We start from the raw sequence: 23,449 nt of genomic DNA on the forward strand, positions 1-23,449 counted from the left end.
CTATTTATTCATTTTCTATTATCACTTTGCATTGATACGATGCTGCCTGTCAAGTGCCCCGTGCAATTCCCCATAAGAAAGACACCTGAGACATGGATTCCAAAAAACCCCCATTCCGCCGCAGCCAGGGCTGGTTCGGCAAGCAGGACCGCGATGGTTTCATGCACCGAAGCTGGATCAAGAACCAGGGCTACCCGCACGACGAGTTCGATGGCCGCCCGGTCATCGGCATCTGCAACACCTGGAGCGAGCTGACCCCCTGCAATGGCCACTTTCGCGAACTGGCGGAATTTGTCAAACGCGGCGTTTACGAGGCCGGCGGCTTCCCGCTCGAATTCCCCGTGATGTCATTGGGCGAAACCCAGTTGCGCCCCACTGCCATGCTGTTCCGCAACCTGGCGTCCATGGACGTGGAAGAAAGCATCCGCGGCAACCCCATTGACGGCGTGGTGCTGCTGATGGGCTGCGACAAGACCACCCCCTCACTGATGATGGGCGCGGCCAGCTGTGACCTGCCCACCATCGGTGTGTCCGGCGGCCCCATGCTCAACGGCAAGTTCCGCGGCACCGACGTGGGCTCGGGCACCGGCGTGTGGCAGATGAGCGAAATGGTGCGCGCAGGCCAGATGACCATGGAAGAGTTCACCTCCTGCGAAGCCGACATGCACCGCTCCAGCGGCACCTGCATGACCATGGGCACCGCCTCCACCATGGCCAGCATGGTCGAAGCGCTGGGCATCTCGCTGCCTGAAAACGCGGCCATTCCCGCACCCGACAACCGGCGCAAGCGCCTGGCGCAGCTGAGCGGGCGGCGCATTGTGGAGATGGTCAAACAAGACATCAAGATGTCCCATATCCTCACGCGCGAAGCATTCGAAAACGCCATCCGCACCAATGCCGCCATCGGCGGCTCCACCAACGCGGTGATCCACCTGATCGCGATTGCAGGGCGCCTGGGCGTGAAACTGTCGCTGGAAGATTGGGACAAGCTGGGCGCCCAAGTGCCTTGCGTGCTGAACCTGCAACCCTCGGGCAAGTACCTGATGGAAGACTTCTGCTACGCCGGCGGCCTGCCCGCCGTGATGCGCGAAATCTTGCCGCTGCTGCATGGTGACTGCATGACCGTGAACGGCAAGACCATCCACGAGAACGTGGCCAATGCCCCCTGCTACAACCGGGAAGTCATCAAAACACCGGACGTTCCGTTCATGAAGGACGCCGGCATTGCCGTGCTGCGCGGCAACCTGGCGCCTAACGGCGCGGTGATCAAACCGTCTGCCGCGTCGGCCCACCTGCTGCAGCACCGCGGCCGCGCCGTGGTGTTCGAGAATATCGAGGACTTCCATGCCCGCATCGACAACGAAGACCTCGACATCGACGAGCACTGCGTGATGGTGCTGAAAAACTGTGGCCCCAAAGGCTACCCCGGCATGGCCGAGGTCGGCAATATGCCGTTGCCGCCCAAGGTGCTGCGCAAAGGCATTACCGACATGGTGCGCATCAGCGACGGCCGCATGAGCGGCACCGCCTACGGCACCGTGGTGCTGCACACCAGCCCCGAAGCCGCCGCCGGAGGTCCGCTGGCAGTGGTGCAGGACGGCGACATGATCGAGCTGGACGTGGCTGGCCGCCGCCTGCATTTGGAAGTGTCCGAAGAAGAACTGGCCCGCCGCCTGACAAACTGGAAGCCACCGACACCACCCAAACGCGGCTACCAGAAGATCTACGTGGAACATGTGCAACAGGCCCACCTGGGTGCGGACATGGACTTCCTGGTCGGCGGCAGTGGCGCTGACGTGCCACGCGAGTCGCACTGATCTCAGGCCAAGCCGTGGTTGCCGTTCCCCGGATCTTGGGCACACCGCAATGTGTGTGGGCCGCGGGCGCGGTGCTGGGCGAAGGGACGCTGTGGTCGGCGCGGCACCAAGCGATGTACTGGGTCGACATCCTGGGGCGGCGCCTGCACCGCTACCACCCGGCCACACGGGCACGCGACAGTTGGGCGTTCGACGAAGAAATTTCCGCGGTGGCCGAGCGCGCTGCGGCCCCCGAGCTGCTCATCACGCTGCGCCGCGGCTTTGCCTTCTTCAACACCGACACCGGCACGCTGCAACCCCTGCACCAGCCCGAACCCGAACGCGAAGGCAACCGCTTCAACGACGGCAAATGCGACGCGCAAGGCCGCTTTTGGGGCGGCACCATGGACTTTGCCTGCGCCGCCCCCACCGGCGCGCTGTACCGACTGGACGGTGCATTACAGTGCAGCCGCCAGGACGATGGCTATGCGGTCACCAATGGACCGACCTGGTCGCTGGACGGCCGCACGCTGTATTTCAACGACACCGTGCAATCACGCATCCACGCCTTTGACATGGACCCGGCCACAGGCGCTCTGTCCAACAAACGCCTGTGGCTGGAGTTCGCCAAGGGCGACGGTTTTCCCGACGGCATGACCACCGACGCCGCAGGGCGCCTGTGGATCGCCCACTGGGGCGCAAGCTGTGTGAGCTGCCACGACCCGGTGAGCGGCGCCGAGCTGGCCCGCGTGTTGCTGCCCACCAGCCACATCACCAACTGCGCGTTTGGCGGGCCGGACCTGAAAACCCTGTACATCAGCAGCGCCAGCAGCGGCCTGAGCGCCGAACAACTCGCCAGCCAGCCACTGGCGGGTGGTCTGTTCTGCGTGGAGGTGGACAGCCCGGGGTTGTCGGCCGGGGTGTTTGCTGGCTGATTGCTCCGGGATTTAAAGCCTTTTAGGCCTCTAGCCCTTTCGGGTATTGCGCAAGCAGCTCCTGAATCAATAGCAAACTCATGCTCTTCCTGAACCAGTGCGCTGCTCGTGCGGTGGTGCGCTAAGCAGGCGCCACATCACGCACCCACACCACCGTTTGCTTCTGCGCCACTGCGGTGGCGAAGTACGCACCGTAGGCCTCTTCAATGCGGTTGCGCTTGATTTTCATGGTTGGGGTGACAAAACCGTTCTCGGGCGTCCAGGGGGTCGTCACCACCAGCAGCGCGGCCAGCTTTTCGTGGGGCTCCAGCAGCGCGTTGACCGCCAGCAAATGGGCTTCCAGCTCTGCACCCAGCGCGGCTTGGCCCTCGGCCTCTTCGCTGCGCTGTACTGCGTCAGGCGACAGCATGACCAGCGCCAACGGCTGCGGCAAGTTGCCACTGCCCGTGACCGCACAGGCCTCGATATCGGTGTGCCGCCCCAGCAAATCTTCCAGCCGCGCAGGGGCCACGTATTTGCCCTTGCTGGTTTTGAAAATATCTTTCACCCGCCCGGTAATGCACAGGCTGCCTTTGCCGTCCAGCATGCCCTTGTCGCCCGTGCGCAGCCAACCATCGGCGGTGAACGCCTGGGCCGTCATCTCGGGCTCCAGGTAGTAGCCCTGCATCACGGCCTTGCAGCGCATCTGAATCTCGCCGGTCTCGGGGTCAATACGGCACTCCACCCCGTCATAGGGCTGGCCCACCGTGCCCACCTCCTGGTTGCCGGGCAGGGTGGCGTGTGAAGCGCCACAGTTCTCGGTCATGCCGTAGACCTCGACCAGGTCCAGCCCCAGTTGGCGGTACCAGCGCAACACGTCGGCGGGCATGGGGGCTGCACCGCCCAGTGCCAGGCGACACGCATCCAGCCCCAGGCCCTGCAGAATCTTGCGGCGCACCACCCCCCCCAGCCACGGCAGGCGCATGAGGAATTGGAGCCGCGGTGCGGGCAACTTGCTGTGCACCCCGTGCTGAAACTTGACCCACAAACGGGGCACCGAGAAAAAGATGGTGGGCCGCGCGCGCTGCAGATCTTTCTGAAAGGTGTCGAGCGACTCCGCGAAGAAGACATGCCCGCCGTACCGCAACACCGCCTGCTCAATCACCATGCGCTCTGCCACGTGGGCCAACGGCAAATACGAGATGTAGCGGTCTGTAGGCCCCATGGCCAGGCGCCGGGTGCCACTGCTCACCGCCCACGCCATGGACTCGCCGGTGTGCACCACGCCTTTGGGTTTGCCGGTGGTGCCAGAGGTGTAGATGATGGTTTGCACCGCGTCCATGGACACAAGGTGTTCACCGGCCAAGGGCGGCGTGTGCGCCACGATGCGGTCCCAGTCCAGCCCCTCCAGCGCGGGTGCCAGGGGCAGGATGATGAGCGGCAGATGCGCAGGGACGCCTTCGCGAATGTTCTGTGGCGTATCGAGCTTGCCCACGAACAAGGCCTTGGTGTCGCTGTGCGCCAGGATGTAACCCAGGGCCTCGGCATTGAAGGTAGGGTAAATGGGTACGCTCACATGGCCGGCCATCAAAATGGCCAAGTCTGCCAGCAGCCAGTGCGCGCTGTTTTTCCCCATGACGCCCACCCGGCTGCCTGCGGGCCAGCCTTGCGCCTTCAGCCATGCGGCCACGCGGCGGATCTGGTCGATGGCTTGTGCCCATGTGATCTCCTGCACCATGCCACCGCCCATGGGTTGGGTGAGGTACACGGCGTTGGGGCTGCTGGCCTCCCAGCGGTACAGGCATTGCAGGGGCAAGTCGTGCGGCGATACGGTGATGGGTGTAGACATGGAATAGGCAGTCAAAAAGCGGCACACCAGCAGGCGTTGCAACGCTGCTGCAATATGCGCAGATCGCTTCGCTTTCTGTAGCGGAGTAACCCTCGGTACCTGGATGCACGTCATCAGGGTGACGCGGTTTTTCTTACCTTATCCAGGCATTCCACACACACGCAGATTGGGCAGGCTGCGGTCTGCCAAATCACGCGTCGAACGCTAAGGCATTGGCAAGACGTCCACCACCACACCATTGACCGCCGCATTGCCGCTCAGGCGGTCCACCAGCAGTTCGTCGGTCACGTCGTTCACGCTCGCACCGGCATAGTCGCGCGCCACGCGCAGGCGGGTACCCGGCTTGTCGTGCCCCCAGCCGTGCGGTAGGCTCACCACGCCCGGGCGCATGTCCTCCGATACCGCCAGCTCCACGGTGATGGCGCCGGTGCGCGAGCGCAGGGACACCATGTCGCCATGAAAGACCTGGCGCTGGTCGGCATCCACCGGGTGCATAAGCAGGGTGCAGCCAGACGGCCCTTTCACCAGCCGGGTGTAGTTGTGCATCCAGGAGTTGTTGGTGCGCACATGGCGGCGGCCAATCAACACCAGCCCCGCTGCAGCATCGGTTTGCGCGCCACGCGTTGCCAGCAGGCGCACCAGCTCCTCACGCATCAGAGCGGGTACCGCATCCACTTTTTTGTCGGCGGTGTAGAGAGCCTGCGGCAGGCTGGGCTGCAGCGGCCCCAGGTCGAGATTGCGCTGCGCGGACCGCAACTTGCCCAATGACAGGCGCGCACCCGCTCTGCGCCAGGCGCCGTGCGGGCCCAGCCGCAAGGCGATGTCCAGCAGTCGGTCTGGCGTCAACACCCGGCTCACGCCATGGCGCAGGCGCCCCACCAGCCAGCCCATGGCATCGCGGTGCTGCTCCACACGGGCCAGCAGGCCGGTGAGGATTTGCCAGTCTTGCCGGCTGTCCGCCGGGGCGTCCAGCGCGGCTTGGGAATAGCGGGCCACATTGCGCACCTGCACGGCGTTGACGGCGGCTTCAAAATTGCCCCGCTCCCAGGTGGTGACGGGCGGAAGAATCAGGTTCGCATGGCGCGTGGATTCGTTGATGTAGAAGTCCACTGCCACGCAGTAGTCGAGCTGCTGCATGGCGGTGTCCAGCCGCGCACCGTTGGGTGTGCTGAGCACCGGGTTGCCCGCCACGAGCAGCATGGCCTTGATCTGCCCCACACCGGGCGTCAGCATTTCATCGGCCAGCGTGGCGGCCGGCAGTTCGTCACTGAATTCGGGCAGGCCGCGCACACGGCTCTTCCAACGCGCGTAGTGGCCCCCGCCGGCGAACAGCTTGGCCAGACCGGTGATGTCAAACGCGGGCGTGGTGAACATGGCGCCACCCACGCGGTCCGTATTGCCGGTCAACAGGTTCAGCAGGTTGATGAGCCAATGGCTCAGCGTGGCGTTGGGTGTCTGGCACACGCCCAGCCGGCCATAGGCCACGGCGCTGGGCGCAGCGGCGAAGTCGCGTGCGAGCTGGCGGATGGACTCGGCGTCCAGCCCCGTGGCATCCACCACCGACTCGGGTGTACACGTGGCCACCAGTGCCGCGACCTGGTCCAGACCACGGCTCCACTCCAGCACGCGGGCGGGGTGCGCCAGCTGTTCACTGGTGATCACCTGCAACAGCGCCAGCAGCAGCCAGACATCGCCACCGGGGCGAATCGCCAGGTGCTGGCTGGCCAACTGCGCGGTCTCGGTGCGCCGCGGGTCCACCACCACGACCGCGCCGCCGCGCGCCTGAATGGCTTTGAGGCGGCTGCGCATGTCGGGCCCCGAGCCCACGCTGCCGTTGGAGGCCAGCGGGTTGCCGCCCAGGATGAGCCAGAACTGCGTGTGGTCCAGGTCCGGCACCGGAAACATCAGCTGGTTGCCAAACATCAGCCGGCTCACCAGATACTGCGGCAACTGGTCCACCGACGCAGCGGAGTACCGGTTGCGCGTGCGCAAAGCGTCAAACACCGGGTTCATGGTCAGCACCAGGCCGTGGTTGTGGGTGGGCGGGTTGCCCCAGTAAATGCCCAGCGCGTCCATGCCGTGGCGCTTCTGAATGGCCGCGATGGCGCGGCCCGCTTCGTCCAGTGCCTCGTCCCAGCCCACGGGCTCCCAGCCGTCCGGCGTGCGGCGCATGGGCTGGCGGATGCGGTCGGGGTCTTCCTGCAGGTCTTTCAGGGCCAGCGCCTTGGGGCAGATAAAGCCGCGGCTATGCGGGTCGTCCGGGTCACCCTTGATGGACACAATGCGCCCCGCGTCTACCTCTACCTGCAAGCCACAGATGGCCTCGCACAAGTTACACGCGCGGCGGTGAAGGTGGGGCATGGACTTTCCTGGTGGGTGGCGTCAGCGGCGGACTGTAGCGCCGCCCACCCCAGGGCACTATGCGTACTTACCATGAGGTCGATTTGTCACGTAACCCCCGCCAATCTTGCGCAATCAGCTATTTATTTGATAGCAAAATGCGACCCGAACGGCGTGGCAATCAGGCCGCAGGCGTTTGCCAGAACCCCGGTGTGCCGTAGTGGTGCTTGAGAAAGTCAATCCACAGCCGCACGCGCAGCGGCAAATGTTTACGCTGGGGGAACACGGCGTAGATGCCGTTGGGCGGCGCAGCGAAATCTTCCAGCACGGCCACCAGTTGACCGGCTGCAATCTCGGCCTCCACCTCCCACGTACTGCGCCAGGCGATGCCGTAACCGGCCAGGCACCAGTCGTGCAGCACCTGTCCGTCGCTGCAATCCAGCGGGCCGGCGGGTTTCATATAGGTCACCGCGTTATCGGGCAACTGAAACGCCCAGCCGCGCGTTTGTGACGCATCGCTGGACAGCGTGAGGCAATGGAAGCGCGCCAGGTCCGCTGGGGTTTGCGGCGTGCCGTGGCGTTTGAGGTAGGCCGGTGTGGCCACACACAGGCGACGGTTGTCGGCCATGCGCACACTCACCAGCGATGAGTCCGGCAGGTCGCCCACGCGCACCGCGCAGTCGTAGCCTTCGCCCGCGATGTCGACCACGCGGTCACTGAGGTTCAGCGAGATGGTGACCTCGGGGTGTAGCTCGCGGAACCTGGGCACCAGCGACGCCACATGGCGGCGGCCGAAACCTGCCGGTGCGGTGATGCGCAAGTGGCCGCTGGCCTTGACACCGCCCGCGCTGACGCTGGCTTCGGCGTTGGACACATCGGCCAAGATGCGCTGGCAGTCCTCTAGGAACGCGCTGCCCTCGTGTGTGAGTGTGATGCGCCGCGTGGTGCGCAGCAGCAGCTTCACGCCCAGGCGTTCTTCCAGGCCGTCCAGACGGCGGCCCATGATGGCGGGCGCGACACCTTCTGCATTGGCGGCAGCAGTCAGGCTGCCGCGTGTGGCGACGGAGACAAAGGATTCGAGTTGTTTGAGTTTGTCCATGACTAGCCTGCTATTTGATGAACAAATTGGCCTCTAGCCCAGGCAGGGCATGCGCAAGAAGCTACGCTTTTCATAGCACTACGCCATCCGCATGCAGCGCCGCCACGTCGTCCGCGGAGTAGCCCAGGCTTTGCAGCAGCACGTCGGTGTGTTCACCCAGCTTGGGCGGATCGAGCCGCAGGCCCAGGCGTTCACCGTCCAGCTTGAGCGGCAGCAGGGGCACCACGGTGGCGCGGCCGTCGGGCAATTCCATAGGCGCCAGGCCGCCGGTTTGTTGCAGGTGGGGGTCGTCAAACAAATGCTGCGGATCGGTGATAGGCGCAAACGGTAGGCCCACTTGCTCAAAACGCTGCGACAGTTCCGCACGGTTGAACTGGGCCAGCCGTGCACGCAACTCGGGGATCAACCAGCCGCGCGCCAGCACGCGGTCGTTGTTGGTGGTGACGCGGTTGTCGGCAAACAGGTCGGCGTAACCAAAGGCTTCGCAAAAGGTTTTCCACTGACCGTCGCCCACCACGGCCAGGAAAATCTGTTCGTTGTCCTTGACGCTGAATACGTCGTAAATACCCCAGGGCGAGATGCGCTCGGGCATGGGCGCGGCGGCCTTGCCGGTCACGGCGAACTGCATCATGTGCTGGGCGACCAGGAAGATGTTGTTCTCGAACAGCGCACTTTGCACCTCCTGGCCTTTGCCCGTCGTGGCGCGTTGCATCAGCGCAGCCATGGCGCCGATCGCGCCGAACATGCCGCCCATGATGTCGTTGACGCTGGAGCCCGCGCGCAGCGGGTCGCCGGGGCGCCCGGTCATGTAGGCCAGGCCGCCCATCATTTGCACCACTTCGTCCAGCGCGGTGCGATGGTCATAGGGGCCGGGCAGAAAGCCTTTGTGGCTCACATAAATCAGGCGCTCGTCGAATTGCTTCAGCGTGGCGTAGTCCAGCCCCAGCTTCTGCATGGTCTCGGTCTTGAAGTTTTCGCTCACGATGTCGGCGGTGGCGATCAGCTTGAGCACCACCTCGCGGCCCTTGGCGCTTTTCATGTCCACCGCAATGCTCTTCTTGTTGCGGTTGAACAGCGGGTAAAAGCCTGCCCCGCTGCCCAGCAGCTTGCGCGTGCTGTCGCCGGCCAGCGGCTCGACCTTGATGACTTCGGCGCCCAGGTCGGCCAGCACCATGCCGCAGGTCGGGCCCATCACCATATGGGTGAACTCGACCACGCGCACGCCGGCCAGGGGAAGGGGTTTATTGTTCTCGGTCATGAAGCCTTACACCGCGTAGTCCAGCACCAGCACATCGTCCAGCGCGGGTTTGAGGATGTCTACAAACGCCAGATGCGCCGGGTGCGGCAGGTAACGCGCACGCGCCGCTTCGTCGGCAAACGTCAGGTTGAAGCAGTGGGTGAAGCCCTTGGCCAGGCCTTCGGGGCTGTTGTTGGTGCCCCATTCCAAGCTTTGCACGGCACTGATCTTGCTCTGCAGGGCACTGAACTCCTGCTCCAGATGCTGGCGCTGTTCGGCAGTGGCGGCGTCCTTGAAACGCAGCAGGACGAGATGGCGTATGGGCATGAATACCTTCCAATTTGTCACAAATCGATTGATATTCTTCCATATAGTGGCCGCCAAAGGATGGAATAAAGTACGTATATCGGTTTTCAGACCCTCCGTTTTCTCTTTTTTCAAAGGCAACCATGTCTATAAACGCTTCCACCCCACGCACCGCCGCGCACCGCCTGCAAGTGGCCACGGTGCTGCACCAGTTCATTGAAACCAAGGTGTTGCCCGGCACCGGCATAACACCCGAAGCGTTCTGGAAAGGTTTTGACGCCATCGTGGCCGACCTGGCACCCAAGAACATTGCGCTGCTGGCTGAACGCGACCGCCTGCAGACCGAGCTGGACACCTGGCACAAGGCCAACCCCGGCCCCATCACCAACATGCCCGCCTACAAGGCCTTTCTGGAAAAGATCGGCTACCTGGTGCCCGTGCCCAAGAAGGTGAAGATCACCACGTCCAATGTGGACGCCGAGCTGGCCAAACAAGCCGGCCCGCAACTGGTGGTGCCCGTGCTCAACGCGCGCTATGCACTGAACGCGGCCAACGCACGCTGGGGCTCGCTGTACGACGCGCTGTATGGCACCGATGTGATCTCCACAGACAACGGCCAGGAGAAAGTCGGCCCCAAGGGCTACAACCCCAAGCGCGGCAAGAAGGTCATCGAATACGCACGCCACGTGCTGGACCGCACCGTGCCGCTGAAGAAGGGCTCGCACGTGGGCTCCACCGGCTACGCCATCAAGGGCGGCGACCTGATCGTCACGTTGAAGGACGGCAGCACCTCCAAGCTGGACAACAAGTCGCAATTCATTGGTTACCAGGGCGACGCCAAGGCGCCGTCTTCCGTGCTGCTGCAGCACAACGGCCTGCACCTGGACATCATCATCAACCGCGCCACCCCCATCGGCAAGAGCGATGCGGCTGGCGTCTCCGACCTGGTGCTGGAAGCGGCGCTGTCCACCATCCTCGATCTGGAAGACTCCGTGGCCGTGGTCGATGCGGACGACAAGGTCGTGGCCTACAGCAACTGGCTGGGCATCCTGAACGGCACGCTGACCGAATCGTTTGACAAGGGTGGCAAGACACTCACACGCGGCCTCAATACCGACCGCATCTACACCGCGCCCAATGGCAAGAAGACCGTCACGCTGCACGGCCGATCGCTGATGTTTGTGCGCAATGTGGGCCACCTGATGACCAACCCCGCCATCACCTACACCGCGGCAGATGGCAAGACGCGCGAAATCCCCGAAGGCATTCTGGACGCCGTGGTCACCACCACCATCGCGCTGCACGACCTGCAACGCGGCCAGAAGGGCGCGCCCAAAGACCAGATCCGCAACTCACGCAAGGGTTCGGTCTACATCGTCAAACCCAAGATGCACGGCCCTGCCGAAGTCGCCTTTGCCGACGAGCTGTTCACGCGTGTGGAGAAGATGCTGGGCCTCAAGGACAGCACCGTCAAGCTCGGCATCATGGACGAAGAACGCCGCACGTCGGTGAACCTGAAAGCCTGTATCGCCGCCGCCTCCAGCCGCGTGGCCTTCATCAACACCGGCTTCCTGGACCGCACCGGCGACGAGATGCACACCGCCATGTTGGCCGGCCCCATGATCCGCAAGGGCGACATGAAAACCAGCGCCTGGATTCAGGCCTACGAGAAAAGCAATGTGCTGGTCGGCCTGTCCTGCGGCCTGCGCGGCAAGGCGCAGATCGGCAAGGGCATGTGGGCCATGCCCGACCTCATGAAGGCCATGCTGGAGCAGAAGATTGCCCACCCCAAGGCCGGCGCCAACACCGCCTGGGTGCCCAGCCCCACCGGCGCCACACTGCACGCGCTGCACTACCACCAGGTGCTGGTGTCTGACGTGCAAAAGGGTCTGGAGAAAACCAAGTACGACAAGGTGCGCGAAGAGCTGCTCAACGGCCTGCTGCAAATCCCCGTGACCGCCACGCCCAACTGGACGGCGGCCGAGAAACAGCAGGAGCTGGACAACAACGCGCAAGGCATTCTGGGTTACGTGGTGCGCTGGGTCGACCAGGGCGTGGGCTGCTCCAAGGTGCCCGACATCCACAACGTCGGCCTGATGGAAGACCGCGCCACGCTGCGCATCAGCAGCCAGCACATGGCCAACTGGCTGCACCACGGTGTCGTCACCAAGGCGCAGATCACCGAAACCTTCGAACGCATGGCTGCTGTGGTGGACAAGCAGAACGCCGGTGACAAGCTTTACAAGAACATGGCCGGTAACTTCACCACCTCATCCGCTTACAAGGCGGCGACGGAGCTGGTGTTCAAGGGCCTCGCACAACCCAGTGGTTACACCGAACCCTTGCTGCATGCATGGCGGTTGAAGGTGAAGGCGGCGGCGTAAGCCGCTGAAAGTGCTGAATTGCCATCTGTTGGTAGCTAGTCGTTAAAGACCCATGGGCTCGCAACAGCGAGCCCATTACATTTCATTTCACCGAATCCATCGCCACACTCTGGTCACTTCGGATTTTTCTGGAAATCGCTTGCGATCCTTTGCAGCTCAGAGGCGTATTCCTTGTATGCCGGTGAACTAACCGCAACTGCAGACTCCATCCTCATCATCGTTTCCTGTGTGAGTCCAATCACCACATATTGCAGGCTACGGCCCTCCAATGAAGAGTAAAAAGTGATTGCTGCACGTAGTTCTTGCTTCGACAAACGATTGGCAAAGTTGCTGGCAAGGAAGTCCAACATACTGTCCGCCGACCATACACGGCAGAGACTCAAGCGATAAGCTTTGAATGCCGCTTCCACTCTCGGCCAATAGACTGATTTTGGAGTAATACCGCCCAATTGATTTGGGTTCATTTCCACTAATTTCTTAGGGTCCCAATTGGAGCCTTCTGGGCGAGTGCACATGCTCCCGGAACGTTCGTAGGATTCACGATAACCCATCAACTCCACCAATTGACGCCCCATTTCAAGCCGTTCGGCCGCTGGATCGGCATAGGCGGATACCGAAAGCAATAAAGTGAGAAAAATAAACGTAAAGCAACGCATCTGGAATTCTCGATAGGTTATGGGAATAAATCTACGACCGTATGAAGTTAGCAAACATGAGCAAAGTATGGCGCGATTCTGTGCCAAGGAAAATCGCGTCACCACCCGCATCAGCAGGCGGAGGAGGCCCACCAAGATGGACAAGCAAAACGCCGGCGACAAGCTCTACACCCCCATGGTGGGTGACTTCAAGGGCGCGGCCTACAAGTCAGCGACGAAGCTGGTGTTCAAGGGCCTGGCACAACCCAGCGGCTACACCGAACCACTGCTGCATGCCTGGCGGCTGAAGGTGAAGGCGGCGGCGTAAGACTGCAGCGTGCGCAAACGCTATTGAATTAGTAGCTGCTTGCGCATATTCCACGGGGGCTAGAGGCCCATTTGGAATCTAACTCCAAGAGAAACGGCACCTTCGGGTGCCGTTTCTCTTGGGGTAACCGTGTTGACGCCTTCCGGTCACTCCGGGATGGGATACTGGTGTGCAGGAGAGTTGGAATACCAGGCCGCAACCGGCGCCTGGAAATACCAACCGTATTCGTCTGCAACAGGGAGGATGCATGCATCAACACCGCACGGAAATTCTGGACTGGATAACGCAAGGCCGATTGCGCCCCGAAAACTGGGCCGCCGCTTTGTGCCTGGCGGGCGCCACACCGGACACCAAAGACTGGCGCAAATTTCTGGACCAGCTCACGTTGTGGCTGGGCACGACATTCTGCGCCGTCGCGGTCATTTTCTTCTTTGCCTACAACTGGGCAGAGATGGGGCGTTTTGCCAAGTTCGGTCTGGTTGAAATTCTCATCGTTGGCGGGTTGGTCATGTACTGCCGGCTGGATACCGAGCGCCCAGCGGGCAAGGCCACGCTGCTTCTGGCCACCTTGCTGGTGGGCGCCCTGTTGGCGCTGGTGGTGCAAACCTACCAGACCGGTGCCGATACCTATGAGCTGTTTGCCGTGTGGGCCGCCGCCGTGCTGGTCTGGGTGCTGATTGCCCGCCTGGCGGCGTTATGGTTGTTGTGGCTAGCCCTGGTCAACCTCGCCGTCCATTTGTATTCACAAACCTTCGGTGGCCTCTGGGGCATGCATGTTCCATGCCGAGGAACAGATATGGACGTTCTTCATCCTGAATACCGGTGCACTGATTCTTTGGGAGGCAGCCGCCCGCAGTGGCGCCACCTGGCTGAATGAACGCTGGTCCCTGCGTATCCTGGGGACGGCCAGCGGCGCGTTGGTGACGACGCTGATGCTGTGGGCGATTTTTGACGCCCCCCATGACCGCGGCGCCTATGCCACAGCGGCCTACATCGGTTGGATGGTGGTGGCGTATCTCTACTACCGGCACGTGGTGCCCGACCTGTTCATGCTGGCGGGCGGCGTGTTGAGTGCAGTCATCGTCATCACCAGCTTTCTGGCGAGCAACATCCTCGACCACGGCAGTGCCGGCGGGTTCTTGCTGATCTGCCTGGTGGTCATCGGCCTGTCGGCGCTGGGTGGCGTCTGGCTGAAGTCCGTAGCAAACGGGGAGCGCGCATGAGCAGCAAACAACACGTGATGGACCGCGCGCAGTTGTGGGAGCAGTTGCAGGTGCACGGCCTCGCCGAGGGGGATTTGCCGCCGGTCAATGCGGGGACTTCATCCTGGCACATCCGGTTGATGCAAAGCATTGCCGGATGGATAGGCGCCTTGTTCTTGCTGGGCTGCGTGGGCATGGGGTTGGCTTTTGTGATCGACAGCGCTGTTGCCGCCTTGGTGGTTGGCGCCATCGGTTGCCTGGCTGCTTACGCCATATTTCGCGTGGCGCGTGACAACGATTTTGCGACGCAGTTCGGGCTGGCCATCAGTCTGGCGGCCCAGGCGATTTTTGTTTTCGGACTGTTCAAGCAGTTTGAATTTGGAACGTCAGCGCTCTATGCGCTGGTGCTCGTGTTTGAAGTCACCCTGGTGGTCCTGGTACCGAACTTCATTCACCGCGTATTGACCACCGCCACAGCGGCGCTGGCACTGTGGTACCTGCTGAACAGTCTGGGGCTGTACGGCATTGCCTCGGGCATCCTGACGGGTGGACTTGCATGGGTATGGCTGGATCCGCGGCGCTGGGCGGGCAACGGCGCGCTGTGGCGACCCATTGGTTACGGGATTTTGCTGGCACTGCTGCAGATCGAAAGCATGCGGCTGTTTGGCTGGAGCATGCTGTTGTGGTCCTCCGCGGAGGGGAACGATTGGTGGATGCGCTATGGCTGGTGGATCGGCACAGCATTAACAACCGCCGTTCTGTTGTGGTCCGCCACACGCATGCTGGCGCAACAAGACATTGCAGCCACCAGCAAAGCGGGGCTGGCCGCGGTGGGCGCCATACTTTTGCTGAGTGTGTTGTCCCTGAAGGCGCCGGGCATCGCCACGGCGGTGCTGATTCTGCTGCTCGGGTTTACAACCGGCAACCGCATCCTGATGGGCGTGGGTCTTTTTGCACTGCTCGCGTTTGTCTCGCGGTATTACTACTACATGCAAACCACCTTGCTGCTGAAGTCTGCGGTACTGGCGGTTAGCGGCGGCCTGCTGCTCGGCGCACGCCTGGTGCTGCACCGTGTTTTCCCCGCAACCCCTGAAACGGAGGCATCCCATGCGTAAATGGATTGCCGTTATTGCAGGGGCGCTGGTGCTGCTGGCTGTTAACTTCAGCATTTACCAGCGTGAACAACTGCTGTCCGAAGGCCGTGTTGTGTTGCTGGAGCTTGCGCCGGTCGATCCGCGTTCGCTCATGCAGGGCGATTACATGGCACTGCGTTTCAAGGTTGCCGACGAGGCGTTGGGGCGCCAGACCAATACGCCCTTGCACGATGGTCACATCGTTGTGACGCTGGACCAGAATGGCGTGGGCAGCTTCACGCGCCTGGACCACGGGGCAGCCACCGCTGCCCAGGAGGTGCGTTTGCGCTACCGAATTCGCAATGAACAGGCGAAGTTCGCGACCAATGCGTTTTTCTTCCAGGAAGGCCACGCACAGCAGTATGAAGTCGCACGGTATGGCGAGTTCCGCGTGGCGAAAAATGGCGACATGATCCTGACAGCCATGCGCGGTGCAGACCTCAAAACCCTGGGGCCACCCACTCCATAAACTTGCCTCACGCAGCGCCGGGAGTCGTTATGGCTCCCGGCGTTTTTTTGTGGGCGCTTATTGGCGCTCCTGCACTTCGACATCTTTGGGATGGCGGATGGTGTGTTCTGCGCTGAACTGTGCAGTGCCTCCGGCGGGCAGCGCTTGCCGCCAGGCCACGGTGCCAGGGTTGCTGTCCCAGGCCAGATCAGTGGGCTGGGGTTGGTAGCGCGATTCGACCTCGATTTTCTCGTTGCGCGAGATGGGCGCTGCGTGCAACACCTGCAGCGCAATCGCCGCTTTGTGGCGGTTCTCCACGGTGTAGGCGTAGCGGGTGCGGCGCTCGGTACGTGCACCGGTAAAGCCGGCGCTACCCGTCAAATCCTGCACCGGCAGCGCGCGCACGGTCACCAGCTCATCGCGACCGAACGCCAGGCTGCTGGTGCCTGCCGCACTGGTGGCAGAGGCAAAGTCGATACGCCCGGCACCGACAAACGCGCCATCGCGGTACAGGGTGGCAGGCCCCACGGGCCACACGCCCGGTGGCGGCGCCAGTTCGGCCACCAAATACGCGGCCTCTTCCACGGCCGGCGCAGTGCGGGTGATGAGGGTGGCAGGCGCCGTGTAAGTGCCCAGCGCCAGAGTGACGCGTTGGCCGTTGGACGGCACGGTGATGCGTTGTGGCACCGAGAACTCCGTGGCAAAACCCTTGTCCACACTGCTCACATCAAAGCTGGGCAAGGCCTCTTCGGCATTGGCGCGGCCTCGCACCATCGGCGCAGCCGCCGGCGCGACCAATGCGCTGTACATGGCAGAGCCCGCGGACTTGGCAAGCGGTTGCACCACATCCAGCGTCCAGGGACGGGGCAGGCGCCCTTGGGTGGCGCGTCCGGGTTGGCCTGTGGACAGGGTGAGTTCGACGTTGCTCCAATCCTCACCGCTGTTTTGTGCCACTAGCGCCTGGCGCTCCAGCAGCACGGTGGCTTTGCTGGCGTCCAGCGTAGCGCGGTAGGTGGGTTGCCAGCCGGTACCACGCACTTGGTAAGACAGCCGCAGTTCGGCGTCACGCTCGGTGGCCAGGTTCACCGAGACGGACACGACTTGCGCACGCTGACCCGCGGTGCGTTCGCGTTCTGCGGTCAACGGTTTCAGGGCCCGCTCCAGCGCCTCCTGTTTGCGTTGCCATTGGTGGGTGCGCAGTTGCGCGTCCTGGGCCGATTTGCGCAAGGCATCGGCGGTTGCCACGATTTGGGCGGGTGTGCCGGGCTGTACGCGGCCATTGCCGCCTTCCGGGGTGCCAGCCGTGGCGACGTTCTTGAGGTAGCCGTCCACCAGTTGCAGCCCGCTCACTTCTGCCTTCACGGAAGCAATCTGGTCTTCCAGCTCACGGATGCGCCCATCCAGCGGGCTGGCGCACGCGGCAACGGCATCGCGCTCCTGGGTGCGCACATGGAACTCACCCACACGCACGGCAGCGTCCGCGTTGATCTGCAAACTTTGCGCATCGAGTGATGCGGGCAAACAATCCAGCGTGATGCTGCGCGCGCCGGCCGGTACCTTGGCAACACGCTCCACGGTGGCGCTACCGGAATACACGGTTACGCGGGCAATACGCGAGTTGCCCGCGTTGTCTTGCGCATGTGCTGGCGCCAACAAGGCGCCGCACGCTACGGCGCAGGCAAGGGGAACAACACGCTGACGAAGAAAAGTCATAGTCACAGATGCCTCCGGTGTGGCGCAGCCCGCCCGACGGCGCTGCAGGGAAAGGGTTATCCACAAATACTAGCAGTCCCTCCCAAGACACCCCATCGGACCACAGGCTGGCTGACGTGTGAGGTTTTGATGCGCAAAAACGCTATTGAATTCATAGCTTCTTGCACACAATCCACGAGGGGTGGAGGCCAATTCGCCACCTAGCTCAAAGAGAGACGGCACCTGAAGGCACCGTCTCTCTTTGGGTGCAACTCCAATATTCAGCAAAAGCAAGTAGCGGATTTATTTTTCTTTTAATGAAAAAAAGGATGATCGCTTATTGCGCACTGGACCCTCATTCAATACGGCCAAGGCGGACCCCAATATTGCTACCAGCATTAGGTTGTTGATATACGCGAAAGCTTGGTAGCAGCACTCTGCCTCTTCGATAGACACAGTTATGTCTTCCATGCTCTTGGGATGAATGACACGATTTCTAATCTTTAAGGCACCATCAAGGTTTTTCCAATCAACAGAGCCTAGATTCACCTGAATTGGAATTTTGTATTTTTGAAGTATCGACACGACAAGCCGTAGACCAGTTTTTAAGGGATACCCTTTCGACTTAATGTGCACCTCGCCCTTTTCACTCACAACATACGACTCCTCTTTCAAGGCGGCCACCTCATGAAAAGCCTCTTTTTTATTTGTCACGATGTGCTCAATTAAATACATCTTTAGTTGCCAATACTGAGCTTCGATTGCAGAGTAGGTAGTCCTTACGAACTCTCTCCGATGCGCTTCAGATGGGTCGCTATCCATCCGCTCCTTTGATCGAATGACATCCTGCTGGAGGATTTTTGAAAACTGATCAGCACCAAGGGAACGTTTCTTTCTCACACTAAATCCTCCCGTACGCACCAAAATTACAAAGCGTTTTAAATGAATAACGCGTCTCAAACACGCGAAGATTCCACACAATATTTACGCCGCCTTCTTCAGTTTCATCTCCACCCGCATCCCCGCCGACGCCAGCATCTGTACTAGGGTGTCGATGGAGAACAGTTCTATCTTTCCGCGCACTAGGTCGGACACACGGGGCTGCGTCACCCCAAACAGCTTGGCCGCTCCGGCCTGCGTCAGTTCGTTCTTGCGAATGTGCTCCGCGATGGCCATCATCAGTTCACTGCGCGCCTTCATGTGCGCGGCTTCTCCGGGTGTGTCTTCAATGGCGTCCCACACACTGGTGAAACGCTGGGCTTTGATCGTTTGTTTGGTCATTTGGTTTTCCTCGGTTTCCGGGCTAACAATTCGCTGAGTCTGGCCTTGGCCAAGTCGATATCGGTTTGCGCGGTCTTCTGGGTTTTCTTCTGAAAGCAGTGCAGCACATACACGGCCTCCGGCAATTTGGCCAGGTAGATCGTCCGCCATGCGCCCGCTTCGTCACGCACCCTGATTTCTCGCACACCAGAACCCACACTGGGCATGGGTTTCCAATCGTCAGGGTCCAGTCCCTGCTGAAGGCGGTCAATCTGATGGCCGATGGCGCGTCGGGATCCGATGGGAAACCGCCGTAATGCATCCAGCGAAGAACCCAGAAATTCGACATCTTTCATTGGCAAATAATACAAGTTTTTGTATTATTTGCCAATCAGCCGAGGAAGCAAGAATGTCCAGGCACGCAGAGAGACTCGCTCTTGTCGCTACAAAAATCCAAATACGCTACCGTTTTGATAGCTGCTTGCGCATACTCCATGGGGGCTAGAGGCCAATTTGACACTCAACCCAGAGCACGGGCGCCATTTCTCATGGCCAGCGTTCGGGTAAATGCGGTTGGTGCAGGCAGCCCACCGGTGGCAAGCTCGACCCGACAACCAATCTTTAATTACTTCCCATGTCTGATGCTTTTTCCCGGCTCCGGGCCTGGTTTCGTGCCGCGCTGTTGGACAGTGCGCACATACAGCCCGAAGCCACCGCGGAGAGTATTCGCCGGTTCCGTATTTTTATGACGCTCGGCATTTTGGCGAATATCGCCTACCTGAGTTATTTCTGGTGGCTGGCGCCGGCCGCCGCCACGCCACTGCAGCAGCGCTATGGCAACACGATAGGCTTGATCCACGCTGTCAACGCGGCAGGTCTGGTGGTGTGCTGGCTGTGCTGCCATCACTTGCTGCGCAAGGCGGCCATGCCGCCGGTGCAGGCCCGGCTGTTGCAGGTGCTGATCGCCGCGTGGGTCATGGCGTTTGGTATCAGCCTGTCGGTGGCTGACCAATGGGTGGGAAGCAACACCACCAACTATGTGATGCTGAGCCTCATTGTGGCCATGCTCGCATTGCTGCGCCCGGTCGCTGCGGCCCTGCTGTTCGCCGTCGCTTATCTAGCGCTGTACCACGCCATGACCCTCACCCAAAATGACAAGGCCATGCTGGACATGGCACGCAGCCACAGTTTTACCGGCACGGTGATGAGCCTGGTGGCGTCTGTCGTGATGTGGCGCCAGTATGTCAGCGCGGCCCTGCTGCGCCGACAGCTTACGGAATCGAATGCATCGCTCGAAAAAAAGCAGGAGGAGCTTTCCTACCTGGCCACGCACGATGCCCTGACCGGGCTGCGCAACCGCCGTGCTTTCCTGCTGGAAGCCGAACACGAACTCAACCGTGCGCTGCGATACCCCAGCGAAACCGGCATTCTGATCGCGGACCTGGACCACTTCAAACGTGTCAATGACCGTTACGGCCACCCGGCAGGTGACGCCGTGCTGCGCCACTTTGCCGACCTGCTCAAGGCCCAGTTACGCGACTCCGACATTGCGGCGCGGCTGGGCGGCGAGGAGTTCATCGTCCTGCTGCCTGGCACCGGTACTGCCGGCACCGCTGTGGTCGCGGAAAAAATCCGGCGCGCTATTGAGGCCGCACCCGTGGCCCATGCCGACCAGCACATTGCCATCACGGTCAGTATTGGTGTGAGTAGCCTGCCCGCCCACGACAACAGCGCCATCGACACCTTGTATGGGCGGGCGGATCAGGCCCTCTATGCCGCCAAGGCAGAGGGACGCAACCGGGTGGTGCATGCAGAGGCGGCCCCCAGTCATCCGGCATCGGCATAACCAGCAGGTGATCGCAGGACCGGTTTTTGCGCACCCCATCCGGTCTGTCTTTTTCCATAGACAATGCAACGGTAAAACAGCACCTTCTACCGCCCCTGTGAAGCACTCCAGCCCTTTGCGCTCCCGTAGTTCTGCCTCCGCCGCAGCGGTGCCCCACCTGCTGCTGGTGGATGACACCGAGGACGACATCCGCCTGCTGGCCGACATGCTGCATGCGGAGTTCCGGCTGAGCTTTGCCTTTGATGGCCACCAGGGCTACCAGCGCGCCGTGGCGGCCAAGCCCGACCTGATCCTGATGGACGTGCGCATGCCGCGCATGGATGGTTTTGCAGCCTGCCGCCTGCTCAAGGCCGACCCGGCGACGCAGGCCATTCCGGTGCTGTTCCTGAGCGCCGCGCTGCTGCCCTCCGAGAAGCTGGAAGGCCTGCGCATTGGTGCAGTCGACTACATCGCCAAGCCGTTCGAAGCCGAGGAAGTGCGCGCCCGCGTGCAAATCCATCTGAAGCTGGCGGCCCAGTCACGGCTTGCCCTGGCAGCACCACTGCCACCGGCTACGGTCATCGCCGATGGCACCGATGACGACGCGGTGCTGGTGCGTGCGGCCCAGGCGCTGATCGTCGCGCACCTGGATGCACTGCCCAGCTTGGCCGAGATTGCCAGCAAGGTGGGCACGCACGAGAAACGCCTCACAGCCGCCTTTCGCAGCCTGCTGGGCCAGACGGTTTTTGGGTACGCGCGCGAAGCGCGGATCCAGCAGGCCTGCCGCTTGCTCAGCACCTCCAGCGTCAGCATTGACACCATTGCGGCACAGGTGGGTTTTCAGACGTCCGCCAACTTCAGCACTGCCTTCAAGGAGCGCATGGGCGTGCCGCCCTCGGTCTACCGCAGCCGCACCACCATGGTGACCGAGTGAGAGTTTGGCTGGCGCTGCTGCTGTGCTGCTGGATGCTGGCCGCCCAAGCGACAGAGCAGGCACTGGACGGCACACATCCGCGCATGGACCTGGCACCCGTGCTGTCTGTCCTGGAAGACCCCACGGCCACACTCACAGCCGATGCCGTTGCAGCCCTCCCCGCAACACACCTGCGTGCAACCGTCGCCACTGACTTCATTCTGGGTTACTCCCGCTCTGCCTTCTGGTACCACGCCACGCTGCGCAATTCAGCCTCCGACACCCACGACTACTGGCTCGAAGTCGGCGACGCGCGGCTGCATGACGTCTCGGCCCACATCCAGCAGCAGGGCCAATGGCATCACGCCCAGGCCGGTGCGGCCTACCCGGTGGCCGAACGCCCGATCACGGCGCACAGTGCGGTGTTTCCGGTGCGCCTGGCGCCGGGGGAAGTGGTGCAGGTCTATGTCCGCGTGGTCAGTCCGACGGCACTGAACACCCGCTTTGTGCTGTGGGACCCGACCGCCTTCCGCGCGGCAGAGGCCCGCGAAAACCTCATCGACGGCATCCTGTTTGGCGGCCTGCTGCTGGTGGTGGGCTACAACGCCTTTATTGCCCTGTCGGTGCGCGAACGGAGTTTTCTCTACCTGGCACTGGGGGCGCTGTTCTTCCTGATCAACCAGATTGCCCTGCGTGGTTATGGGGCCCAGTACCTGTGGCCAGGCACCCCGCTTTGGGCCCGTGCCAGCATGGCGCCCACCCTCATGCTGGCGACCGCGCTGATCATCTTTTTTCAGCGCCGGATGCTGCAAACCGCCACACTGACCCCGCGCTGGGACCGTGCCCTGATGGCCATGGGCTGGGCGCTGCTGGTGCTGGTGCCCATCGGGGCCTGGGTGGACTACCGTTTCGCGGCGCGCGCATTCAACTGGATCGGGCTGGCGGGCATGGTTGCGTTTGTGGTGGTCTCCGTCATCGGCTACCGCAACCGCCTGCGAGCCATGGGCCTGTATGTGCTGGCCAGCCTGGTTTTGGTCTTCAGCACGACGCCCGTCACGCTGCTCGCTATGGGGTTGACCATTGACCCCGAGCGGCTGCGCTGGGTTCCGGTGGCAGGCATGCTGCTGACCATGCTGCTGTGGAGCTACGCGCTGCACGCCCATTTCAGCCAGTTGCAAAAGGCACGTGAACAGGCGCAGGACGCCCTGCTGGCACAACAAGGCAGCGAGCAGGTCCGCCTGGAGCGCACGGTACTGGAACGCACGGACCAGTTGCGCGACGCGCTGGCCCGGGCCAATGCCGCCAACCGCGGCAAGTCGCTGCTGCTGGCCCATATCAGCCACGACCTGCGCGCCCCTGTCGCCACCATCCTGGGTTATGCGCGCCAGTGGCGCCAGCAAGCTGTGGGGCACGCAGCACCCGCCGCCATTGAACGCAACGCGCACTACCAGATGAGCCTGATCGAGGACCTGCTGGACTACGCCTGTGTGGAGCTGGACGAAGCCGTGCTGTACCCGCAGACCGGCGATCTGCCGGACTTCCTGACCGACATCGGTGCCGACGCCCGCCAACTGGCCGAACAGGCCGACCTGCGCTGCGAACTGGCGCTAGATACCGGCCTACCCCGCCAGGTGGTGGCAGATTTCAAACGCCTGCGCCAGGCGCTCATGAACCTGCTCTCCAACGCCGTCAAGTTCACGCCCCACGGCGGTATCGCGTTGCGCGTGACGGTGGTGGCCCAGTCGCCTGCGAGTTGTCAGCTGCTGTTTGAAGTGGAAGACACCGGCATCGGCCTGTCGGCCGAGGCCCTGCAAAGAATCTTTGAGCCGTTTGAGCTGGGCCCCGCTCCGGGGCAGCCCAGCGGGGTCGGTCTGGGACTGGCGATCTCCTCGCATTACCTCAAACTCATGGGCAGCAGCCTGCAGGTGCAAAGCCAGCCCGGCCAGGGCAGTCGTTTCCATTTCACGCTGTCCCTGCCCGTCATGGACGCCCCCGCCGCTTAACGCACACCAGCCGCTGCAGCAAAGGTATTGGACGCCGCAGCAAAGGCGGGCCAGGCGGTTCTTTCATAGCATGGTTGGCTCGCTC

Annotated in this window: 21 protein-coding genes; 11 read left to right on the plus strand and 10 right to left on the minus strand. The window is 62.2% G+C overall.

All coding sequences use genetic code 11. From position 1 onward, the window contains the following. Nucleotides 1–92 precede the first annotated feature (92 nt). Nucleotides 93–1,817: an IlvD/Edd family dehydratase gene (locus tag RS694_RS18445; protein ID WP_029706517.1), complete on the plus strand. Its 1,725-nt coding sequence runs from the start codon at nucleotides 93–95 to the stop codon at nucleotides 1,815–1,817. A 14-nt stretch (nucleotides 1,818–1,831) separates the two neighbouring features. Beyond that, nucleotides 1,832–2,731 (plus strand): SMP-30/gluconolactonase/LRE family protein, encoded by a 900-nt coding sequence (locus RS694_RS18450; RefSeq protein WP_244898404.1) that lies wholly within the window; start codon nucleotides 1,832–1,834, stop codon nucleotides 2,729–2,731. A 121-nt stretch (nucleotides 2,732–2,852) separates the two neighbouring features. Here the strand turns inward: RS694_RS18450 and RS694_RS18455 are convergent, their stop codons facing one another. The 5 genes from RS694_RS18455 to RS694_RS18475 form a co-directional block, all read right to left on the minus strand. Then, the gene (locus RS694_RS18455) at nucleotides 2,853–4,559 is read right to left on the minus strand and encodes an AMP-binding protein (RefSeq protein ID WP_029706519.1); all 1,707 of its coding nucleotides are present in this window, start codon (nucleotides 4,557–4,559) and stop codon (nucleotides 2,853–2,855) included. Between the two features lie 204 nt (nucleotides 4,560–4,763). Continuing rightward, nucleotides 4,764–6,920 (minus strand): molybdopterin-dependent oxidoreductase, encoded by a 2,157-nt coding sequence (locus RS694_RS18460; RefSeq protein ID WP_029706520.1) that lies wholly within the window; start codon nucleotides 6,918–6,920, stop codon nucleotides 4,764–4,766. Nucleotides 6,921–7,080: 160 nt separating this feature from the next. Continuing rightward, nucleotides 7,081–7,998 carry a LysR family transcriptional regulator gene (locus RS694_RS18465; RefSeq protein ID WP_029706521.1) on the minus strand — a complete coding sequence of 306 codons (918 nt, stop codon included), beginning with the start codon at nucleotides 7,996–7,998 and terminating at the stop codon, nucleotides 7,081–7,083. A gap of 70 nt (nucleotides 7,999–8,068) precedes the next feature. Continuing rightward, a complete protein-coding gene (locus RS694_RS18470) occupies nucleotides 8,069–9,256 on the minus strand; it encodes a CaiB/BaiF CoA transferase family protein (RefSeq protein ID WP_029706523.1) in 1,188 nt (395 codons plus the stop codon). Nucleotides 9,257–9,262: 6 nt separating this feature from the next. After that, complete coding sequence (locus tag RS694_RS18475; protein ID WP_051391743.1) at nucleotides 9,263–9,562, minus strand: Dabb family protein; 300 nt, start codon at nucleotides 9,560–9,562, stop codon at nucleotides 9,263–9,265. Nucleotides 9,563–9,684: 122 nt separating this feature from the next. Between RS694_RS18475 and RS694_RS18480 the strand changes: the two genes are divergently transcribed. Then, nucleotides 9,685–11,925 (plus strand): malate synthase G, encoded by a 2,241-nt coding sequence (locus tag RS694_RS18480; RefSeq protein ID WP_029706526.1) that lies wholly within the window; start codon nucleotides 9,685–9,687, stop codon nucleotides 11,923–11,925. 113 nt (nucleotides 11,926–12,038) lie between these two features. Here RS694_RS18480 and RS694_RS20570 read toward each other — a convergent pair whose 3' ends face one another. Next, nucleotides 12,039–12,725 carry a DUF2059 domain-containing protein gene (locus RS694_RS20570; RefSeq protein ID WP_152528775.1) on the minus strand — a complete coding sequence of 229 codons (687 nt, stop codon included), beginning with the start codon at nucleotides 12,723–12,725 and terminating at the stop codon, nucleotides 12,039–12,041. Between RS694_RS20570 and RS694_RS20620 the strand changes: the two genes are divergently transcribed. The 5 genes from RS694_RS20620 to RS694_RS18500 all read left to right on the plus strand — a co-directional run bounded on the left by RS694_RS20620 (nucleotide 12,718) and on the right by RS694_RS18500 (nucleotide 15,692). Next, a complete protein-coding gene (locus RS694_RS20620) occupies nucleotides 12,718–12,888 on the plus strand; it encodes a hypothetical protein (RefSeq protein WP_420805926.1) in 171 nt (56 codons plus the stop codon). The two genes, RS694_RS20570 and RS694_RS20620, sit on opposite strands and share 8 nt — an antisense overlap. A gap of 247 nt (nucleotides 12,889–13,135) precedes the next feature. After that, on the plus strand, nucleotides 13,136–13,765 hold the full coding sequence (locus tag RS694_RS20305; RefSeq protein WP_051391744.1) for a DUF2157 domain-containing protein: 630 nt from the start codon (nucleotides 13,136–13,138) through the stop codon (nucleotides 13,763–13,765). A 55-nt stretch (nucleotides 13,766–13,820) separates the two neighbouring features. Continuing rightward, nucleotides 13,821–14,111, plus strand: coding sequence for a hypothetical protein (locus RS694_RS20310; protein WP_051391745.1), 291 nt, complete (start codon nucleotides 13,821–13,823; stop codon nucleotides 14,109–14,111). Continuing rightward, entirely contained in the window at nucleotides 14,108–15,205 is a 1,098-nt protein-coding gene (locus tag RS694_RS18495) for a DUF4401 domain-containing protein (protein WP_051391746.1), read from the plus strand. The genes RS694_RS20310 and RS694_RS18495 overlap by 4 nt, the downstream gene beginning before the upstream one ends. Beyond that, on the plus strand, nucleotides 15,198–15,692 hold the full coding sequence (locus RS694_RS18500; RefSeq protein ID WP_029706529.1) for a GDYXXLXY domain-containing protein: 495 nt from the start codon (nucleotides 15,198–15,200) through the stop codon (nucleotides 15,690–15,692). The genes RS694_RS18495 and RS694_RS18500 overlap by 8 nt, the downstream gene beginning before the upstream one ends. Nucleotides 15,693–15,749: 57 nt before the next feature. Here RS694_RS18500 and RS694_RS18505 read toward each other — a convergent pair whose 3' ends face one another. The 4 genes from RS694_RS18505 to RS694_RS18520 form a co-directional block, all read right to left on the minus strand. After that, on the minus strand, nucleotides 15,750–17,384 hold the full coding sequence (locus RS694_RS18505) for a DUF4139 domain-containing protein (RefSeq protein ID WP_029706530.1): 1,635 nt from the start codon (nucleotides 17,382–17,384) through the stop codon (nucleotides 15,750–15,752). A 282-nt stretch (nucleotides 17,385–17,666) separates the two neighbouring features. Next, nucleotides 17,667–18,263 (minus strand): hypothetical protein, encoded by a 597-nt coding sequence (locus tag RS694_RS18510; RefSeq protein WP_029706531.1) that lies wholly within the window; start codon nucleotides 18,261–18,263, stop codon nucleotides 17,667–17,669. An 84-nt stretch (nucleotides 18,264–18,347) separates the two neighbouring features. Next, complete coding sequence (locus RS694_RS18515; protein WP_029706532.1) at nucleotides 18,348–18,644, minus strand: helix-turn-helix domain-containing protein; 297 nt, start codon at nucleotides 18,642–18,644, stop codon at nucleotides 18,348–18,350. After that, on the minus strand, nucleotides 18,641–18,979 hold the full coding sequence (locus tag RS694_RS18520) for a type II toxin-antitoxin system RelE/ParE family toxin (protein ID WP_029706533.1): 339 nt from the start codon (nucleotides 18,977–18,979) through the stop codon (nucleotides 18,641–18,643). Before RS694_RS18520 ends, RS694_RS18515 begins: the two co-directional genes overlap by 4 nt. A 278-nt stretch (nucleotides 18,980–19,257) precedes the next feature. Here RS694_RS18520 and RS694_RS18525 point away from each other — a divergent pair, with 278 nt between their 5' ends. From RS694_RS18525 to RS694_RS18535, 3 genes are all read left to right on the plus strand, one after another. Then, entirely contained in the window at nucleotides 19,258–20,469 is a 1,212-nt protein-coding gene (locus RS694_RS18525) for a GGDEF domain-containing protein (protein WP_051391747.1), read from the plus strand. Nucleotides 20,470–20,566: 97 nt separating this feature from the next. After that, the gene (locus RS694_RS18530; protein ID WP_241463916.1) at nucleotides 20,567–21,382 is read left to right on the plus strand and encodes a response regulator transcription factor; all 816 of its coding nucleotides are present in this window, start codon (nucleotides 20,567–20,569) and stop codon (nucleotides 21,380–21,382) included. Beyond that, nucleotides 21,379–23,364, plus strand: coding sequence for a sensor histidine kinase (locus RS694_RS18535; protein ID WP_152528778.1), 1,986 nt, complete (start codon nucleotides 21,379–21,381; stop codon nucleotides 23,362–23,364). The genes RS694_RS18530 and RS694_RS18535 overlap by 4 nt, the downstream gene beginning before the upstream one ends. Nucleotides 23,365–23,449: the final 85 nt, after the last annotated feature.

Source organism: Rhodoferax saidenbachensis (assembly GCF_001955715.1).
GTDB lineage: Bacteria > Pseudomonadota > Gammaproteobacteria > Burkholderiales > Burkholderiaceae_C > Allorhodoferax > Allorhodoferax saidenbachensis.

Bases quoted from the DNA above. Each gene is read 5' to 3' on its own strand.
- RS694_RS18445 (WP_029706517.1), top strand. From the start codon at position 93: ATGGATTCCAAAAAACCCCCATTCCGCCGCAGCCAGGGCTGGTTCGGC.
- RS694_RS18455 (WP_029706519.1), bottom strand. From the start codon at position 4,559: ATGTCTACACCCATCACCGTATCGCCGCACGACTTGCCCCTGCAATGC.
- RS694_RS18460 (WP_029706520.1), bottom strand. From the start codon at position 6,920: ATGCCCCACCTTCACCGCCGCGCGTGTAACTTGTGCGAGGCCATCTGT.
- RS694_RS18465 (WP_029706521.1), bottom strand. From the start codon at position 7,998: ATGGACAAACTCAAACAACTCGAATCCTTTGTCTCCGTCGCCACACGC.
- RS694_RS18470 (WP_029706523.1), bottom strand. From the start codon at position 9,256: ATGACCGAGAACAATAAACCCCTTCCCCTGGCCGGCGTGCGCGTGGTC.
- RS694_RS18475 (WP_051391743.1), bottom strand. From the start codon at position 9,562: ATGCCCATACGCCATCTCGTCCTGCTGCGTTTCAAGGACGCCGCCACT.
- RS694_RS18480 (WP_029706526.1), top strand. From the start codon at position 9,685: ATGTCTATAAACGCTTCCACCCCACGCACCGCCGCGCACCGCCTGCAA.
- RS694_RS20620 (WP_420805926.1), top strand. From the start codon at position 12,718: ATGGACAAGCAAAACGCCGGCGACAAGCTCTACACCCCCATGGTGGGT.
- RS694_RS20305 (WP_051391744.1), top strand. From the start codon at position 13,136: ATGCATCAACACCGCACGGAAATTCTGGACTGGATAACGCAAGGCCGA.
- RS694_RS20310 (WP_051391745.1), top strand. From the start codon at position 13,821: ATGCTGTGGGCGATTTTTGACGCCCCCCATGACCGCGGCGCCTATGCC.
- RS694_RS18495 (WP_051391746.1), top strand. From the start codon at position 14,108: ATGAGCAGCAAACAACACGTGATGGACCGCGCGCAGTTGTGGGAGCAG.
- RS694_RS18500 (WP_029706529.1), top strand. From the start codon at position 15,198: ATGCGTAAATGGATTGCCGTTATTGCAGGGGCGCTGGTGCTGCTGGCT.
- RS694_RS18505 (WP_029706530.1), bottom strand. From the start codon at position 17,384: ATGACTTTTCTTCGTCAGCGTGTTGTTCCCCTTGCCTGCGCCGTAGCG.
- RS694_RS18515 (WP_029706532.1), bottom strand. From the start codon at position 18,644: ATGACCAAACAAACGATCAAAGCCCAGCGTTTCACCAGTGTGTGGGAC.
- RS694_RS18520 (WP_029706533.1), bottom strand. From the start codon at position 18,979: ATGAAAGATGTCGAATTTCTGGGTTCTTCGCTGGATGCATTACGGCGG.
- RS694_RS18525 (WP_051391747.1), top strand. From the start codon at position 19,258: ATGTCTGATGCTTTTTCCCGGCTCCGGGCCTGGTTTCGTGCCGCGCTG.